Raw genomic sequence first — 15,907 nt, 5'->3', positions numbered from 1 at the left:
CGGATGCAGCCGTTTGTGGTGTGTCGGATGGCGCAAGCTCATCCGACCTGCTACGGAACCGGTGTGGTTGCAGGAGGTAGCTTGCTGCCGATGGATGATCGACGGCAAGCGACTTTTACAGCTCTGCTTCCAGACTCCAGACTCCAGACTCCAGACTCCAGACTCCAGACTCCAGACTCCAGACCACCGCTTAGCTCTCTTTGGTGTAGGCCTTTGATAGCGCTGTCATTTTTGTGTAAATGGAGTTGGTGGTTGAGTTGATCACCACCGGCACCAGTTGCGCGTTTTCTTCCAACGTTAAACCGCGGCGCGAAAAATTCCACTGTGCCTGTATTTGGCCCAACAACTCCCGCGATTCTGCCGAGGTATTACCGCGGTTGTTCAGCGCCGTCAGGGTTTCGTCAAACTGCGAAATTGACGCCATCAAATCCTGTTCCACCCGCTCGGATGGTACTTTCCAGTAATAGGCAATGTAGTCCCGGGCGATTCGTTGCGTAAGCGCTGCTTCCCGTTCTGACATATCAATCAGGTCGGCATTGGCCGAGCTGGACTGATGATTAATGGCGTCCACCGTGTTGTTGCATTTGGCCAGCAACGCGTTGCTGTCGTTGATGACCGACATGGCGTTGGCGTATTCGAGCTCTGGCTCTGCGGCGATGCGCTGGCTGAAGGCCTGCCAGTTTTGGCTGAGTTCAGCTAACGGTTGCTCCAGTTGGTGCTTGACTGCGTACTGTTGCAATTGGGCCAGCTCATCACTGAACACCGCCATGCTTTCCTGCATATCGGCTTGCATGGCTTGCGGGCGAATACCGGCGCCAATGGCGAGGTAATCCTTGGTGATGCGTTGCGATAACGCACACAAGTGGCCTGACAGGTAATCGGCTTCCACGTCGGAAATCGTCTCGGCCAGGACGGTAGAGGAAAAACCTGCTGCCAGCAGAGTGCACAGCATTTGAGACTTGCGCATACCAAACTCCTTTTACACATTTTTCGTACGGTTAATCCTAAACCTGAACGGGCACGCTTCAATGGAAATTCAGCGTCAATTTGTAGGATTGTCCATCAATATTGTCAGGTTGTGTGGGTGGAGTCTGGCGGCGGAAATCAGTTGCCGGGCTGTGCTTCTGCCTCGTGAACTTCCCCAAAGCGGTAGGTTTGCTGTTTGTCCTGGGCATCGAAGCGGGTGTCTGAGTCGTCTGGCTGTACTTCAAAGCTGTTCGCATCCGCACTGGTCAGCTCGATCAGGCCGTCACTATGGCTGGCAAAAAAGATGCGATTGCCGGCGCGGTAGTATTGTCGGCCCAGCGGTTTGAAGTGGTCGGGGTCGATGTCTTCGAGGCGTTCAACATGAGCATCCTGATGAAAGAACAACTGCTCCTTCTCCCTGACAAACAGGCTGTCTACTTGCTCAAGCGTGCTGATGTCGATGTTTGGGAATGGGGTGAAATTCATGTCCTCGAAGGCGTACAGGTTGCGATGATCTCTGACCAGGCGGTTTTCCATAACGACAAGAGTGGCAGGATTGAGGTCGACCGGAGCTTTCTCACCTCGGTAGTAAACCTGCTGCTTGTCTCTGGCAAACCAATAATCGATGGGCTCAAAGGTCGCAAAGTCTGCGTTGGCGATGGGTTCGTGCTGGTAGTAGAGGGTGTAGGCACCGTCGGTTTCCGAGTGGGCCCAGTTGTTTTCTTCAAACAGCTGGAACGTAGCTGGGTTGGCGTTTTTGACGATGTCGGTGCCATACACCACCTGGTGGTCGTTCATCCAGTAATCCTGCCCCCGACGCTCCACCAGATGCAGGTTGTTGGCATCGACGCCTTCTACCGGGCGTCCAAATTTGTACAGGTGGTGCTTGTCGAGGGCAAAGTAGCGGAGGTGGAACTCTTCAATCGTATTGAAGCTGGTAAAGGTGGCGGCATCGCTTTCTGCGATGGGGCGTGCGTTGTAGTAAGCAACGTTATCCACCACGGAATAGCCTTCGTTGGCAATGCCTCGAGCGAGGTTGATCAGTGCGCCTGGTATGCCCAGAAAGAGGATGGCCAGCACCCAGACAACGGCAACAGCCCCGGCGACCTTGAAGCTGTTGAATCCCCAAAAATTTACGCCGAACAGTCCTGCAATCAGGAAGATCGGTAATGGGTAGCCCAAAAACACCATGCCGGTGATGAGCCCACGCAGGCTGTCATGGCTCCCCGGTGCGGCAAACATCATCGGCGACATCATCACAGCACTGCCCCAGGGCGTGACCAGCATGGTGATGAACAGGTTCAGAATCAGACTCATGGTTTGATGTACCGGAACGTAAAAGGAAAATGACAGAAAGCCCCCTGGGACACTCTGGATAACTCTGCACAGCTCTGCGCGAGTCCTGCAGGTTGTCAGAACAAGGCGGCGAATGCAGCGGAATGGCTGGCCCTTTCCAAGTTCGCCAACACCGTTCTGGCGGCCTGCAGGCCGCGCCCTACGGGGATGGCAGTGCATTGCTGCTTTGACTTGACCCGCCAGGCCTGCAAATCAGCTTCGTGATTCAGCGTCGCCCTGTCATCCAGAGCGGGCACCGAGTTATTCAGAGTGCCCCTTGGTGAGGGGGCTGGCAAGCGTTGCGATGTTTGCCGGAGTCCAGGGCTCCGCGTGGCCCTAGAGCGACTTCATCGCCTTGCGTACTTCGCGATAAATCGTCTCGCTAACCCGATACAGCAGGGATTGCAGGATTTGGGTGGTGACTTCTTCCTTGGCCTTGACGACGGTGTAGCCGACCATTCGCATCAGCTTCTGGATGAACTTCAGAATCCAGCCGGAAATATCCACCGCCAGCTCCAGTCCCTTGCTCAGTACCATAGCGAGGTAGTCTGCCACCGTCATGCCAGCGACCAATGGCACCGCCACAACAGCCAATACCGCTTTCACCAGATAGAAGGCTGCGGCGTTTAGTTTGTGCCATACCGTAGAGTTGGCAGTGGAGTCGATGGCGTCGCTGTCGAGCCATTGTTTGATCGCGCTGAATGAGAATTGGGGTTCTGCGCGGCGTAATTCCTTCCAGGCCTTGCTGCCAACAGAGTTCAGGTAGTTGCCCATTTTGTGCTGGGAAAAGCTGAATACCTGTCCGGCATTCGGCATGTAGCACGGCAGCCCCCAGGCGGGCGCATGAGCGTAGGGAAACAGTGGCACCATCGGGACCGGGTCGGCGCTGTGGTAGACCCGCAAAATATTATCAGGGCTGAGCTTGGTGGTGATGTTGCGGGCAAAGCCCATCTCGCCGTAACCAACCCTTGGCGCCCCGAAGGAATACAATTTCACCTTGACCTGATAATTGCTGGCAATCCAGTCCGCCGCCAGGTTGGCAACGGCACCGCCAAGGCTATGGCCAATGCAGTGAACCGTGCGAACGTCTTTCTGGCTGGCAAGGTATTCGACCAGCTGTTCTCTCAAGGTGTTGAACGTATGGTTGAAGCCAGAGTGAACAAATTCGCCAGTGGAAGAAATATTCAGTCCCATGCGCGCGTCGGTGATCCAGTCGGCACCATAGTTGCTGCTCGTCGTACCGCGAAAAACAATAAACACATCGCCGTTGTTGGCGTTTTTACCTCGCGCACAAATGGCAAATGCCGATTGGGCATTGATCAGACGGAAGCCGGTTTGGGCTTGTACAACCCGACCGCTTTGCTCGGCCAGACCAAAGCTTTGACCAAAGATTTGCATGTCGAAGTCCGACTGTACGTCGTAGACCTCTTTTGCCATGCGGGCGATTTCAGATGCTTGCATCGTGCGGTTCTTCCCTGTGAAAGGTGAAATGTCAGATATCCCAGCGACACAAACCGCCGATCATGCTGTCGGTTTTGTCGGAACGTTGCAGTGGGTTTTGCAGGTCGCAGGTGAGGTTGTCTGGCTTGCCGCCAAACTCGGCATATTCTTCCGGGCTGGATTTACCACCGCCCCAGATCTGTTGCCTGTCGCCCTGGTATTCAACAAACATGGCCTGATGGGAAACAAACTGGACCAGATCGCCGAGTCGGTTTTCGCTCCAGCGAGCGTCAAACCGGAACACGCCGTCGCTGTTGGTGGTGGCTGTGTCTGTGTAGGTTTTGCCGCCGTAGTCGGCGGTACGGGTGATGGTGACGTTGGCAAGCGCTTTGCCATCGTTGAAAAGCTGGCCTTCAAAGGCTGAAAACAGGCAGACCTTGTCTGCGTTAAAGAGTCCCACTGTGTTTTCTCCGCATGCACTCAGGCTGATGAGACACAAAATGACGGCGCACAATTTCATTCCCGAGCCTTCTTTTTGGAGTGCCTTGTTTCAGATGCCCTGATCGACATCCTTGTGTTAATTGGCGGGCAGCTTACCTGCCAGGGCCAGTGACAAACGGGAACGTGGTTCCAATTTGTCGAGTTGTAACGATCAATGCGTCAATTAACGAACTGGCTCACAGTTTGGAACAGAGGGTCCCTAAGTAGTTTTTCTTGCTTCTGAAGAAACAACGAACGTATTTATGTGTAAATTGTTGCCGTAAATGGGAATAGTCCGTTCGATAGGTCGATATTTTGTTAGCAGGCTAACTAATTTACTCTGTGTGTATTAGTTAACTATTCAAGTAATTTAACCTGCAGGCACTGAACAGCGTCGGATCAGTTGCTGTGTTGGTAACGGGGATCGCAAACATGGACAGTGATATCGGCTGGTTGCTGGGGCGTGCTGCCCACAGCTGGAAAACAGTGGTGGATGTGTGGATGCAGGATCTGGGGCTGACCCAGTCGCGTTGGATCGCCTTGTTGCACCTGAAGCGGATGGGCCAAGGCGTCACCCAGAGCCAGCTGGCGGCGGATATCGGCATCGAACAACCGTCGATGCTGCGCACCCTCAATCAGCTGGAAGACAGCGGCCTGATTGAGCGTCGCGCCGACCAGCAGGATGCCCGTCGTCGCACCTTGTGGTTTACCGCAGCAGGCACGGCCTTGCTCGAAAAGGTCGAGGCCCGCGCTGTCGAAGGCCGCAGTCATTTGCTCGATGGGCTGAGTCCGGATCAACGGCTGGCGTTCCGGGCAGTGTTGCAGCAATTACTTGAAAACGCCCATGGGGCAACGCAGCGGCCAGGCTCTCTTTGCTGTCCGCGTCGTCAGTCGCTACCTGTGGCGACGACTGCCAGCGATCTTCCTGATACACGCAATTAACGAGTTCACATGACACCTGATATTCACTTTAACCGCTGGATGAAGCGGGCGGCGATCCTGTTTCTACTGGTTTTGGCTTACCTGCTGTTTATTGATATTGCCTTGCCGCTGACGTCTTATGCCATGGTGCAGCGGCCGGTGGTTACCGTCGCACCCCAGGTGTCGGGTGTCGTGACCGAAGTGCTGGTAGAAAACAACGCTCAGGTAAACAAGGGCGATGTGCTGTTTCGTATCGATGCCCGTGATTACCGCATTGCGCTGGAAAAAGCCGAGCTGGCGCTGTCGCAGGTGAGCCAGACCAATGCCGCGCTGAAGGCGCAACTGGCGCAAGCCGAGGCGGCGGTACAGGAGGCCGATGTGGCGGTTACCGAAGCGCAGCGCGAGCTGCAACGGGCCGAGTCGTTGCACCAGCGCAAACTATCGAGCCAGCAAGCACTGGATCAGTCCCAGACCCGACTGGATTCTGCCAAAGCCCATTATCAGGCGGCACTGGAGAACCGTAACGCCACCCGCGTGCAGCTGGGGGACGACGGTGAAGATAACCTGCGGGTGCGTCAGGCACGCAATGCGTTGGCACAAGCGCAACTGAACCTGTCGAGAACCACGGTGGTGGCACCAGAGGCCGGTGTGGTGTCCAACTTGCAACTGTTGCCGGGTACCCAGGCCAATGCTGGCCAGTCGCTGATTTCCCTTGTCGCTACCGGTAATGGCCGTATTGCTGCGGATTATCGTGAAAAGAGTTTGCTGAACATCGACCCGGACGCGGCAGCCTGGGTGGTGTTTGATGCCTTGCCGGGTGAGGTCGTCCACGCCCATCTGGACAGCCGTGATATGGGTGTTGCCAAAGGGCAGTTACTCGCTAATGGTCAATTGGCGCAACCGGACGACAGCGACCGCTGGGTTCGTGATGCCCAGCGAGTACGGGTGTATTTACAAGCCGATGGCGGTGCTCTGCCGAATGCGCTGGTGAGTGGTTCACGGGCGACGGTAATGATGTCGGCGTCAGACAGCGGACTGCTGGCCGGGTTGGCGGCGGCCCAGATGCACATCATCAGCTGGCTGCGTTATGTCTACTGAGACAGCCCAGCCTGCTCTGACCAGCACTACGGCCAACACGCTGGCGTTGTCGGACTTTGAACAACGGCGCTTGCTGCGCATTGCCTTTAGCGGTGTTGCCGGGTTTGCCATTTGCAAGATCATGGGCTGGCCCTATGGGGTGTTCTTTGCCGTGTTTCCCATGTTGCTGATGGGCATGGTGCCGGTGTTCAACGCCATGATCGCAGCCCAGTTCCTTGGTGGGGTGGTGGTGTCGGCGCTGGAAGTGTGGCTGCTGCAAACCCTGTTGGTGCCGTACCCGGTGCTGATGCTGATGGTGGTGGCGTTTTTCTTTGGTTGCCACTTTCGCTGGATGATCACCACGCCGTATTTGCTGTTGTGGGCCTCGAGTCTGGTCACCACCACCACGGTGCTGAATCTGGGCAGCTACCAGCCCGAGAGCATTCACAACATGATGATTGCAACCGCTCTTGCCAGCATCATTTCGGTGGTGGCGGCTGCGCTGATGTTCTGGCTGATTCCTGAACCGGACAGTCCAGGGCGGCCGCCAGAGCAGCACTTGAGCAAGGCCCAGATCAACCACCGCATGTTGATGGGCGCGATCCTCTGTACGGGCTCTTACGTGGTGTTTCAGGTGTTTGACTTGCAGGACTCGCTGTCGGCGCAAGTGGCGACGGTGCTGGTGCTGTTCCCGATGACCTTGCAAGGCACTCTGCTGAGCGCCTGGAACCGGGCTCGCGGTGTGCTGTATGGCTGCGCCATGGCCATGCTGGTACAGGTGCTGATGTACGACCTGATTGATCATCTGGCGCTGGTGGTACTGGCGATGTTCATGACCATTCTGGTGGCGGCACGACTGCATCTGGCCGAGCGCGCAGGCTCGGCAACGGGCTTTGGTGCGCTGACCACCATTGGCATTCTGTTTGGCCAATACATGCAGCCCGGCGGCGATATTCTGTATTCCAGCGTTTATCGCGTTACTTCGGTGATCTTTGCGCTGGTGATTCTGATGATCTGCGCCCACTTGCTGGATCGACTGCTGAACGGCTTTGCCGCTACCCGCAACGAGTGAAGCGGCGGGGATTTTCATCCCGGCGTTTTGGAATCGTCATGCTGATAAGGCAAGATAGCCGTATGGATTCTGAGGAGTACGGCATGATTTTGCGGCGACCATTTGTGTACATGCGTCACGGCCAGACCAACTACAACGTTAACGATTGGTACTGCGGCAGCAGCGAAGCGGTGCTGACCCCGGAAGGGGAAGAGCAGGCCCGCAACGCGGCAGCGCTGCTGAATCGCGACTGGTCGGTGGTGGTGGCCAGCGGCTTGCAGCGCGCCCAGCGTACCGCGCAACTGGCGGTGCCGAATACCGATCTGCTGATCGACACGCGCTTCAATGAACGCCATTTTGGCGCCGACGAAGGCCAGCCGATTCAACGGCCGATCAACCATCTGGCAACGCCACCAGAAGGCGAACCCTGGGCAGATTTTCGCAACCGCGTCGCCGACGGCCTGAACGCCATTCTTGATCAATACACGTTGCCGCTGTTTGTTGCCCACGGCGCGGTCTACCGTTGTATCTACGATATTTTCTACAACACCACCGAGTGCGAAGCCTTTCCCAACGCCACGCCGGTATTGATTGAACCGGTGGGGGATACGGACGACGACAGTCACTGGCGCATTACGCCGCTGGCCGAGCTGTCGGCCGATCAGATGGCATCTCTGATTTCCTGAACCGCATTCTCTGACCCCGCCGCATTTGTTACCCTGTAACGGTTTATTTGTGGTGGGTTTTTTATGTCTGATTCTTCCGTTCGTGTGCACCTGATTACCGGCTTTCTCGGAACCGGCAAGACCACCACGATTTTGCATTTGCTGAAGCACAAGCCTGCCAATGAAAAGTGGGCGGTGCTGGTGAATGAATTTGGCGAAGTCGGAGTGGATGGCACCATTCTGAAGTCGCTGGGGGACGGTGTGGCGGTACGTGAAGTGCCTGGCGGCTGCCTGTGCTGTGTGTCCGGCTTGCCGTTCCAGATTGGCATGAACAGCCTGATTGCCCGCGAGCGGCCAGACGTGCTGCTGATTGAACCCACCGGTCTGGGTCACCCGAAGCAAATTCTCGATATCCTGCGACAGGATGGTTACGCCGACGTTTTGCATGCCGGCGCGACCGTTACTCTGGTCGACCCGCGCCATTTGTCACAGTCGCGTTACCGCGAACACGATATCTATCAGGATCAGTTGGCGGTGGCGGATGTGTTGGTTGCCAACAAAACCGATCTTTGTAATGACGAGGATATGGCGGCGTTTGCCAAGTTGGCCGAATCGCTTAAAGCCAGTAAGCCCGCCTTGCAAACCAGTCAGATCGTGAACGGCGAGCTCGACACTGCCTTGTTGTCTGTGACCGGCAGGGCTTCTGTTGCGACTTCTTTCGGAGCTTCTGTTGAGGACTCTGGTGAGGCTTCTTCTGGCGCGGCCAAGCTGCCGCCGGTATTGGATTTAACCCAGCCATTGACGCTGAAAAACGATGAATCGTACCGGGCCTTGCACCAGCAGGCCGACGGTTTCTTTGCCGTTGGCTGGCTGATCACTGACCGCTGGCGCTTTTCCGCCAGCAAGGTGCGGGACTGGCTGTACGGTCTCGATGTTGAACGCGCCAAGGCGGTGTTGGCCACCGACGAAGGCGTGCTGGCGTTTAACTTCCGCGAAGGCGCGCTGAGTGAACAATATCTTGGTCAGGTCGATGCCATCGTCTGGGAAAACCGACTTGAGCTGATCGACCTCAAGGCACTGGACGAAGCCAGCTTGTTACAGGCATGGCAGGCGTGTGTCGGAACGGGTTCGCAGTCTCCGGCTTCTTGATCAATCTGTCATCGAATCCTTACAGAAATGCCACACTCACTATCCACACTGCTGCGTTCCGCGCTGATGACCCGCTTTTGGGGAAGACCGTCAGCGTTCATTCTGACGACTCAGCAGGTATCCAACATGCGCATGATCATGTCTGTTCTCGGTATGGCCGTTGTGGTCAATGCCTGTCACGCGGCCAGCAATGCCGACGTGGCGGCGTGTAGCGACAGCAGCGGCATCAACCTGATCAGCTCGATACAAGGCAGCGGCAGTGCCAGTCTGATGACCGGCAATAGCGTGGTGGTGGATGCCATTGTCACCCGGGTGTCCAATGACGGCTCTGACAGCGCTTTTGACGGTTTCTGGTTGCAGGAACAAAGCGCCGATTCAGACAACGACGCCAGCACCTCGGAAGGCATCTTTGTATACGACCGCAATCTTGAAGTGGCGGTGGGCGATCAGGTTCGGTTGGCCGCCACCGTGGCGGAGTACAACACCCTGACGGAACTGAAAACCGTCACCGACATGACGGTGTGCAGCACTGGCAACGAGCTGCCCGAAGCGCAACCACTGGTGCTACCAGTCAGTGAGGAACTGGCGTTTGAAGCCCTCGAAGGCATGCGCATTGTTGCCTCGCAGTCGCTGCTGGTATCCGACTTCTATGGCACCGGCTACGGCTTTGGTAACTACGGCCAGCTGGTGGTGTCGTCTGCCTTGCAGTTCCAACCAACCGAATTGGCGGCTCCGGGCAGTGATCAAGCCGCAGCCCTGAGCGCAAGTTATGCGTTTGACCGCTTGCTGGTGGATGACGGCAGCGCCGAGGCTTACCCGGCGTTTATTCCTTTCCCGGATGCCGTGAACGGCTACGGTGTGGATAACCCGGTACGCATTGGCGACACCGTCGATGACCTCAGTGGCGTAATGCACGTGCTGGGACGCCATTACGCCGTGATTCCTGCCACTTACACCATTACGGCAACGCATCCGCGCAGCAGTGAGCCAAGCGTGAGCGAAGACGCCAATCTGCGCATCGCCAGCATGAACGTTCTGAATTACTTCAATGGGGATGGCGAAGGGGGCGGTTTCCCGACGGCTCGGGGGGCCAAAACGCAGGCCGCCTTCCAGATGCAAAGCGACAAGATTGTCGCGGCCATCGACGCCATGGACGCCGACGTGATTGGCCTGATGGAAATCGAGAACGACGGCTTTACCGCCAACAGTGCCATTCAGTATCTGGTGGATGAGCTGAACGCGCTGCAAGCCGAAGGCGATGAGTATCAGTTTGTGAATCCGCAAACCGCCAGCGGCATGATCGGCACCGACGCCATTGCGGTGGGGCTGCTGTATCGTCCGGCAGTGGTAACGGCCACGGGGACCGCTGTGGTACTGGATAGCAGCAATTCGCCAACCGATGACGATGGCGTGCTGTTTCGGGATGACAAGAACCGGCCGTCGCTGATTCAGTCGTTCAGTTTCAACGACCAGACCTTCACGGTGTCGGTCAATCATCTGAAGTCGAAAGGTTCGGCCTGTGATGAAGCCAACGAAGGCGAAGACGGTCAGGGCAATTGCAACCAGACCCGCACCCGCGCCGCCAGCGGCTTGCTGCAATACCTGCAACAGCGCCCGACCGGGGTTGAATCCGATGCCAACCTGATCATGGGCGACCTCAATGCCTATCGTATGGAAGATCCAGTGCAGACGTTGCTGGATGGCGGCTATGTGAACCTGAAAACCTCGCAAGCGGCGACCGAAGCACAGCCGTATTCCTACAGCTACAGCGGTTTGCTGGGTTCACTGGACCATGCGTTGGCAACGCAAACCCTGGCGGATTGGGTGGTCAGTGTCGGAGCCTGGCACATCAACTCGGTGGAAGATTCGCTGATGGATTATGAAACCGAAGCCAACGGCCAAAGCTACCGCTCGGTAGACAACTATGCCAATGTTGACCCGTACCGTTCTTCCGACCACGACCCAGTGGTGATTGGTCTGCGTATTGAAGCCGCTGCGGTTGAAATTCCGGTGGATGAAGACGATTCAGACACGGGTTCTGATGGTTCGGTAGATGATGTGGAAGCCGATGTGACAGAGGATACGGCGGCTGATGACAGCGTTGCTGAACAAGTCAGTGATTCGGATTCTTCGGCGGGGGCGTCTGGCTGGGGATTGCTGTTGTTGGCCGCAGCGGCTCTGCGTACCCGTCGTCGTGCTTGATCGCAGGAGTTAGTTCTTCTATCTAACCCCTATGTTCAAACTTTGCCGGGCAAGCAGCATGACTGACTTGCCCGGTTTGTTAATGTAAGCCGGGCTGTTTGGCTTGCTCGACCAACGCGCCAGTACCCTGATGGGCAAGTCGAATTCGCTCGCTCAACTGGCGCAGTTCGCCATCGTTCATGGGCTGCTGGCGGGTAGAGCAGGCGTGTTGTTGGTTTTCGGAATAGATCAGCCGGGTTTGCTGCCAGCGGCAGCGATTGCCTTTTTGCATCCATTCATTCAACAGCGGCATCGGCATATCGGCCAATCCTTCGACCAGTTCGGCACCGTAGCCTTGCAGGGTCAGGCTCAGCGCCGCCAGAGCTGCCAGCCGGTCGTCATCGAAACAAAAGTCACTGCCGGTGCCACACAACACCACCCGTTTGCCCTGATAACTGACGTCTTCCAGAATCGGCCAGGCATCCGCCCATGGCTGCTCCGGGGTGCCGAAAGCATGGATCGGCAGCGCCAGAATCAGGGTGTTATAGGGCTGGATGTCTTCCGGCAGGCAGCTCAACAGATTGCACAGTGCCACATCGGTCCAGTCCAGATAATGTTCCAGAGCACACGCCGTTGCGGTAGAGCAACGACAGCTGCTGTCATAAAGAATGGCGACTTCAGGCATGGTGATTACTCGCGATCAGAACAGGTATTGGGCAGTGACCGCCATATCCCTAGACAAGTTCTTCAAACAGGCCCGACGGTCCGGTTGGGCACTGTATAAATGACGCAGGGCAAAATACGGCTGGTAAAGGTTTTCGAGGCACAGGGTGCGGTTAACGGCACGGCTGTGATTGAGAAAGGCGGCATCGCGCAGCAGGTTGTACATGCGTCGCAGCCAGCTTTCCTGCAAGCAGGGCAGCTTGTTCAGCGCGGCGTGGGATGCCAGCTCCAGCCCCATGTCCAGATAACTGTCGATCCACATGGCCAGCCGGGTTTCATTTTGCTCGCTGCGGATGCGGTGCTCCAGCAGCTCCAGGCGGCAGGTTTCGGCTTCAAAGCGGGCGCAGGCAAGTGGGCCAGCAGCGTCCTGGGCACTGGTTTGGGGAGTAGGAAACTTCAGCAGGGTGGCGGACATAATGGTGGCCTCCGATAAACGTCAAGACCACATTAATAATAATTATTCTCATTTGCAATAGTCGGAATTGATTTGAATCCCGCTTTTCGTGAGATTCAGGTCATGATTTGCAAATAAGGTGTTACAGAAAGAAATTTGCGCCCCGTGGCATGAGTGCACGGGGCATATAGAGGAGCGGGCACCGAGTTGTTCTGAGGGTCCTTAGTCCCAGTCGAAAGGCTTTTCGACGCCACGGGTGATTTTCACCCAGCCTGGCTGTTCATCGGCCCTGGATTCGCTCCATTCGCTGGCGGCGCAACGTACTTCGCGTTCAAGCGCGGCGTGAGCAGAGCGGGCGCAGTCGAGGTCGGTTGCCCAATCGGTGTTGTTCTGTTTGATCCAGAGGCAGCCAAAGTTGGCTTCGGCATTAGGGGTGAACACGATGTTCATGCCGTTGATGGTCCACAGATGGCTGTCGCCTTTCTGCTGTTGTTGCTCGACATCGCCCAGCTCGTTGGCCAGCCATTCCAGAATGGCGCTTGGCTCGGCTTTGAGCAGGTAGATTTCAATATCGGATGAGCTAGAGGTCATGTTTGCGGCTGTGCCTTATGATTCGGAAAACGCTCAGCGCAATATACCCCATGGCCGCGGTGATTGCTCCGCCTATCGCGGTCAGCAAGCCGGTCAGTGCCACCAGTTCCTGTAACAGCGATGGCGACATGCGCAAATTGGCAACGTAGATCAAACCACCACCGGCAAAAAACACCACTGCTCCGGCGACAAACAAGCCCAGATTACCGCGGTCGTCCTCTGCACGCTTCAGTATCCAGAAATAGAATCGTCGCCACATTGCCTAACCCCAGGGTCGCTTGAATGGATTAAGTCTAGTTCAGAATTCTGGTGTCTGGTGCTCATGTCCAGATGGATATTCGTAGGTCAGATAAAGACGCGCAGCGGCTGCTATCTGACATTATCTGGTTGGGTATGAGTGGCTGGGTACGACTGGCTGGATGAAAGATTGGCTTTATCGCAGGCAAAAAAATACCCGCTGTTGGCCAATCTCTGACGGGGACTGGCAAACAGCGGGCTAATCGCTCTGCACCCAACGTGGAATCCTTCGCTGGGTAGGTGAAAGAACCACCCTCATGGTCCATGTTTTCACCTTACGCCCGGCTATGACGCCAAACCATGTGGCAAGTTGCCGCAATACCTGAGTAATTGTGTAAAGAATTGATAGGCCGGGAATGTTCGGTTTTGCGGTGTTCATTCTGCCGTCAATAGACCAAACCACATCCGAGATGGGTCGCTGGTTGAATGATGAGCAACCTTCGGGTATAGTCCGCGCTCCTTTTTATCCGTGTTCCTGGCAAAGGTGCCTGCACCCCAGCCCGGAACAATGCGGACTCCTTGCCTTACCGGATGGGCCGGAAGGCTTTGAAACCCATAAGGAGCTGACAATGCGTCACTACGAAATCGTTTTTCTGGTACACCCAGATCAAAGCGAACAGGTTCCTGCCATGGTTGAGCGTTACACCTCTACCATCGAAGGTACCGGCGGTGCTATCCACCGTTTTGAAGATTGGGGTCGTCGCCACCTGGCATACCCAATCAACGATGTTCACAAAGCTCACTACATCCTGATGAACGTTGAATGTTCCCAGGAAGCTCTGGAAGAACTGACCACCAACTTCCGTTACAACGACGCTGTTCTGCGTAACCTGGTGATCCGTCGCGACGAAGCTGTGACTGAAATGTCCCCGATCAAAGCGGCTGAAAGCCGTGAAGATCGTCGTCGTTCCGACAATCGTGAAGAGCGTAAGCCTCAGAACGAAGAAGCAACTACTGAAGCACCTGCTGAAGAAGCAGCTGCAGCAGAAGAAGAGTAATAGGGAGCTTTCCAATGGCACGTTTTTTCCGTCGTCGCAAGTTCTGCCGTTTCACTGCTGAAGGCGTATCCGAGATCGATTACAAAGATCTGGACACTCTGAAAGGCTACATCACTGAAACTGGCAAAATCGTACCAAGCCGTATCACTGGTACCCGCGCCAAGTATCAGCGTCAGCTGTCTACTGCAATCAAGCGCGCGCGCTACATTGCACTGCTGCCGTACTCTGACGCACACGACAATTGATCGGTTCGGAACGCTAACCCCGGCCTTGCCGAACGGTTACTGTTCCGGAGTTGAATCATGAAGTCTTTGGCTCAATGGGCCATGCAAAGTCGGCTGCAAGTAACCCTTGCAGCCGCTGCGTTTCTGGCGGTTCCACTGCTGTTTTGGGTGGGATCGGCATTGCTGGCACTGGTTATCCTGCGCCAGCAACGCAGGGATGCCACATCCGTTGTGATGTGGGCGGTGTTACCGGCGCTGGCCTGGCTGGCCGCGGGTGACCCGACACCATTCCTGGTAGCAACCAGCACGGTGCTGGTGGCTCTGGTACTGCGCTCTAGTGTTCGGCTCTCATGGGCCTTGCTGGCAGCGGTGGTGCTGGGCGAAATCATTTATCTCTGTTTGCCGTTGCTGTTGGCGGATCTATTGCCAACGGTGGTCGAGCAGGGCGAAAACCTTGTAAGCGAGGCGCTTAAAGCCAGTCCTGAGGCTCAGGCCCGGCTCCAACCTCTGGTTGGCCCCATGATTCATGGTGTGTTGGCGGCTTTGCATACGCTGGTAATTTGTTTGTGTCTGTTATTGGGACGCTATTGGCAAGGAGCCTTGTACAACCCTGGTGGGTTTGGCAAGGAATTCCGGCAGTTGCGATTGCCTCTGGCATACGCGGCGCCTGCCTTGCTGGCCGTGTTTGTTGCGGCCCAGCTGAGTCCGGCCATTGCAGGCATGGCTCCGGTATTAACCGTGGTCATGGTGCTGGCGGGTCTTGCGGTGTTTCATGGTGTGGTGTTCAACACCAACGCCAGTCCGAACTGGTTGATGCCTGTCTATATGGCACTGCTGATGTTCGGTCCTTACATGTACACATTACTAATTTTCGTAGCGGCTCTGGATAGCCTGTTGGACATCCGGTCGCGACTAAAAGACACGGCGGACAAATAACCCGCCCTGTAATGAGGAATTCAAGATGCAAGTTATTCTGCTGGAAAAAGTAGCAAACCTGGGCGAACTGGGTGATCAGGTAAACGTTAAGCCAGGTTACGCTCGTAACTTCCTGGTACCACAGGGCAAAGCTGTTCCTGCGACCAAGGCTAACGTTGAGCACTTCGAAACCCGTCGCGCTGAACTGCAAGCTGCTGCTGATGCCAAGCTGGCTGAAGCTCAGTCCCGTAAAGAGAAAATCGAAGAAATCGAACTGTCTGTTGCTGTTCGCGCTGGCGACGAAGGCAAACTGTTCGGTTCTCTGGGCAACCGTGACATCGCTGAACTGGCTACCCAGGCTGGCGTTGAACTGGCCAAGTCTGAAGTTCGTCTGCCTACCGGTCCTATCCGCGTAGTTGGCGAATTCGACGTTGCCATCCACCTGCACGCTGAAGTTGAAGCAGTTCTGAAACTGCACGTTGTTGCTGAATAATCGCAAC

The 15,907-nt window shown here is 56.0% G+C and carries 18 protein-coding genes; 10 read left to right on the top strand and 8 right to left on the bottom strand.

The window, feature by feature from the left end; genetic code table 11:
* Nucleotides 1-190: 190 nt before the first annotated feature.
* The 4 genes from ACXADJ_RS12500 to ACXADJ_RS12485 all read right to left on the bottom strand — a co-directional run bounded on the left by ACXADJ_RS12500 (nucleotide 191) and on the right by ACXADJ_RS12485 (nucleotide 4,201).
* Entirely contained in the window at nucleotides 191-967 is a 777-nt protein-coding gene (locus ACXADJ_RS12500) for a hypothetical protein (RefSeq protein WP_475066399.1), read from the bottom strand.
* Between the two features lie 137 nt (nucleotides 968-1,104).
* Nucleotides 1,105-2,283 carry a DKNYY domain-containing protein gene (locus ACXADJ_RS12495; RefSeq protein WP_475066397.1) on the bottom strand — a complete coding sequence of 393 codons (1,179 nt, stop codon included), beginning with the start codon at nucleotides 2,281-2,283 and terminating at the stop codon, nucleotides 1,105-1,107.
* 354 nt (nucleotides 2,284-2,637) lie between these two features.
* Nucleotides 2,638-3,762, bottom strand: coding sequence for a lipase family protein (locus ACXADJ_RS12490; protein ID WP_475066394.1), 1,125 nt, complete (start codon nucleotides 3,760-3,762; stop codon nucleotides 2,638-2,640).
* 31 nt (nucleotides 3,763-3,793) lie between these two features.
* Complete coding sequence (locus tag ACXADJ_RS12485) at nucleotides 3,794-4,201, bottom strand: DUF6795 domain-containing protein (RefSeq protein ID WP_475066391.1); 408 nt, start codon at nucleotides 4,199-4,201, stop codon at nucleotides 3,794-3,796.
* A gap of 452 nt (nucleotides 4,202-4,653) precedes the next feature.
* Here ACXADJ_RS12485 and ACXADJ_RS12480 point away from each other — a divergent pair, with 452 nt between their 5' ends.
* The 6 genes from ACXADJ_RS12480 to ACXADJ_RS12455 all read left to right on the top strand — a co-directional run bounded on the left by ACXADJ_RS12480 (nucleotide 4,654) and on the right by ACXADJ_RS12455 (nucleotide 11,286).
* Nucleotides 4,654-5,163 (top strand): MarR family transcriptional regulator, encoded by a 510-nt coding sequence (locus ACXADJ_RS12480; RefSeq protein WP_475066389.1) that lies wholly within the window; start codon nucleotides 4,654-4,656, stop codon nucleotides 5,161-5,163.
* Nucleotides 5,164-5,172: 9 nt separating this feature from the next.
* On the top strand, nucleotides 5,173-6,240 hold the full coding sequence (locus tag ACXADJ_RS12475; RefSeq protein WP_475066387.1) for an HlyD family secretion protein: 1,068 nt from the start codon (nucleotides 5,173-5,175) through the stop codon (nucleotides 6,238-6,240).
* Nucleotides 6,230-7,291, top strand: coding sequence for a DUF2955 domain-containing protein (locus tag ACXADJ_RS12470; protein ID WP_475066383.1), 1,062 nt, complete (start codon nucleotides 6,230-6,232; stop codon nucleotides 7,289-7,291). The genes ACXADJ_RS12475 and ACXADJ_RS12470 overlap by 11 nt, the downstream gene beginning before the upstream one ends.
* Nucleotides 7,292-7,329: 38 nt before the next feature.
* On the top strand, nucleotides 7,330-7,956 hold the full coding sequence (locus tag ACXADJ_RS12465; protein ID WP_475066381.1) for a histidine phosphatase family protein: 627 nt from the start codon (nucleotides 7,330-7,332) through the stop codon (nucleotides 7,954-7,956).
* A gap of 63 nt (nucleotides 7,957-8,019) precedes the next feature.
* Nucleotides 8,020-9,084, top strand: a complete 1,065-nt coding sequence (locus ACXADJ_RS12460; RefSeq protein WP_475066379.1) for a CobW family GTP-binding protein — start codon at nucleotides 8,020-8,022, stop codon at nucleotides 9,082-9,084.
* Between the two features lie 27 nt (nucleotides 9,085-9,111).
* Complete coding sequence (locus ACXADJ_RS12455) at nucleotides 9,112-11,286, top strand: ExeM/NucH family extracellular endonuclease (RefSeq protein ID WP_475066375.1); 2,175 nt, start codon at nucleotides 9,112-9,114, stop codon at nucleotides 11,284-11,286.
* Between the two features lie 79 nt (nucleotides 11,287-11,365).
* On the opposite strand, the gene ACXADJ_RS12450 is transcribed toward ACXADJ_RS12455, so the two are convergent.
* From ACXADJ_RS12450 to ACXADJ_RS12435, 4 genes are all read right to left on the bottom strand, one after another.
* A complete protein-coding gene (locus tag ACXADJ_RS12450) occupies nucleotides 11,366-11,950 on the bottom strand; it encodes a flavodoxin family protein (RefSeq protein ID WP_475066373.1) in 585 nt (194 codons plus the stop codon).
* Between the two features lie 15 nt (nucleotides 11,951-11,965).
* Entirely contained in the window at nucleotides 11,966-12,403 is a 438-nt protein-coding gene (locus ACXADJ_RS12445) for a hypothetical protein (protein WP_475066370.1), read from the bottom strand.
* Between the two features lie 201 nt (nucleotides 12,404-12,604).
* On the bottom strand, nucleotides 12,605-12,973 hold the full coding sequence (locus ACXADJ_RS12440; protein WP_475066368.1) for a hypothetical protein: 369 nt from the start codon (nucleotides 12,971-12,973) through the stop codon (nucleotides 12,605-12,607).
* Complete coding sequence (locus tag ACXADJ_RS12435; RefSeq protein WP_036535289.1) at nucleotides 12,963-13,232, bottom strand: hypothetical protein; 270 nt, start codon at nucleotides 13,230-13,232, stop codon at nucleotides 12,963-12,965. Before ACXADJ_RS12435 ends, ACXADJ_RS12440 begins: the two co-directional genes overlap by 11 nt.
* A gap of 607 nt (nucleotides 13,233-13,839) precedes the next feature.
* On the opposite strand from ACXADJ_RS12435, the gene rpsF reads away from it, so the two are divergent.
* The 4 genes from rpsF to rplI are packed head-to-tail and all read left to right on the top strand — an operon-like array spanning nucleotide 13,840 to nucleotide 15,900.
* Complete coding sequence (gene rpsF, locus ACXADJ_RS12430) at nucleotides 13,840-14,268, top strand: 30S ribosomal protein S6 (RefSeq protein ID WP_028293240.1); 429 nt, start codon at nucleotides 13,840-13,842, stop codon at nucleotides 14,266-14,268.
* A 14-nt stretch (nucleotides 14,269-14,282) separates the two neighbouring features.
* Nucleotides 14,283-14,513, top strand: coding sequence for a 30S ribosomal protein S18 (gene rpsR, locus ACXADJ_RS12425; protein WP_028293241.1), 231 nt, complete (start codon nucleotides 14,283-14,285; stop codon nucleotides 14,511-14,513).
* A gap of 57 nt (nucleotides 14,514-14,570) precedes the next feature.
* Entirely contained in the window at nucleotides 14,571-15,428 is an 858-nt protein-coding gene (locus ACXADJ_RS12420; protein ID WP_475066366.1) for a hypothetical protein, read from the top strand.
* 25 nt (nucleotides 15,429-15,453) lie between these two features.
* A complete protein-coding gene (gene rplI / locus ACXADJ_RS12415) occupies nucleotides 15,454-15,900 on the top strand; it encodes a 50S ribosomal protein L9 (RefSeq protein ID WP_475066364.1) in 447 nt (148 codons plus the stop codon).
* The last annotated feature ends 7 nt before the right edge of the window (nucleotides 15,901-15,907 follow it).

The sequence above is a fragment of the Oceanobacter sp. ABM4_470 genome, from assembly GCF_056158645.1.
The sequence above is the reverse complement of the archived record's forward strand: the minus strand, read 5'-3'. Positions and strand labels throughout refer to the sequence as shown.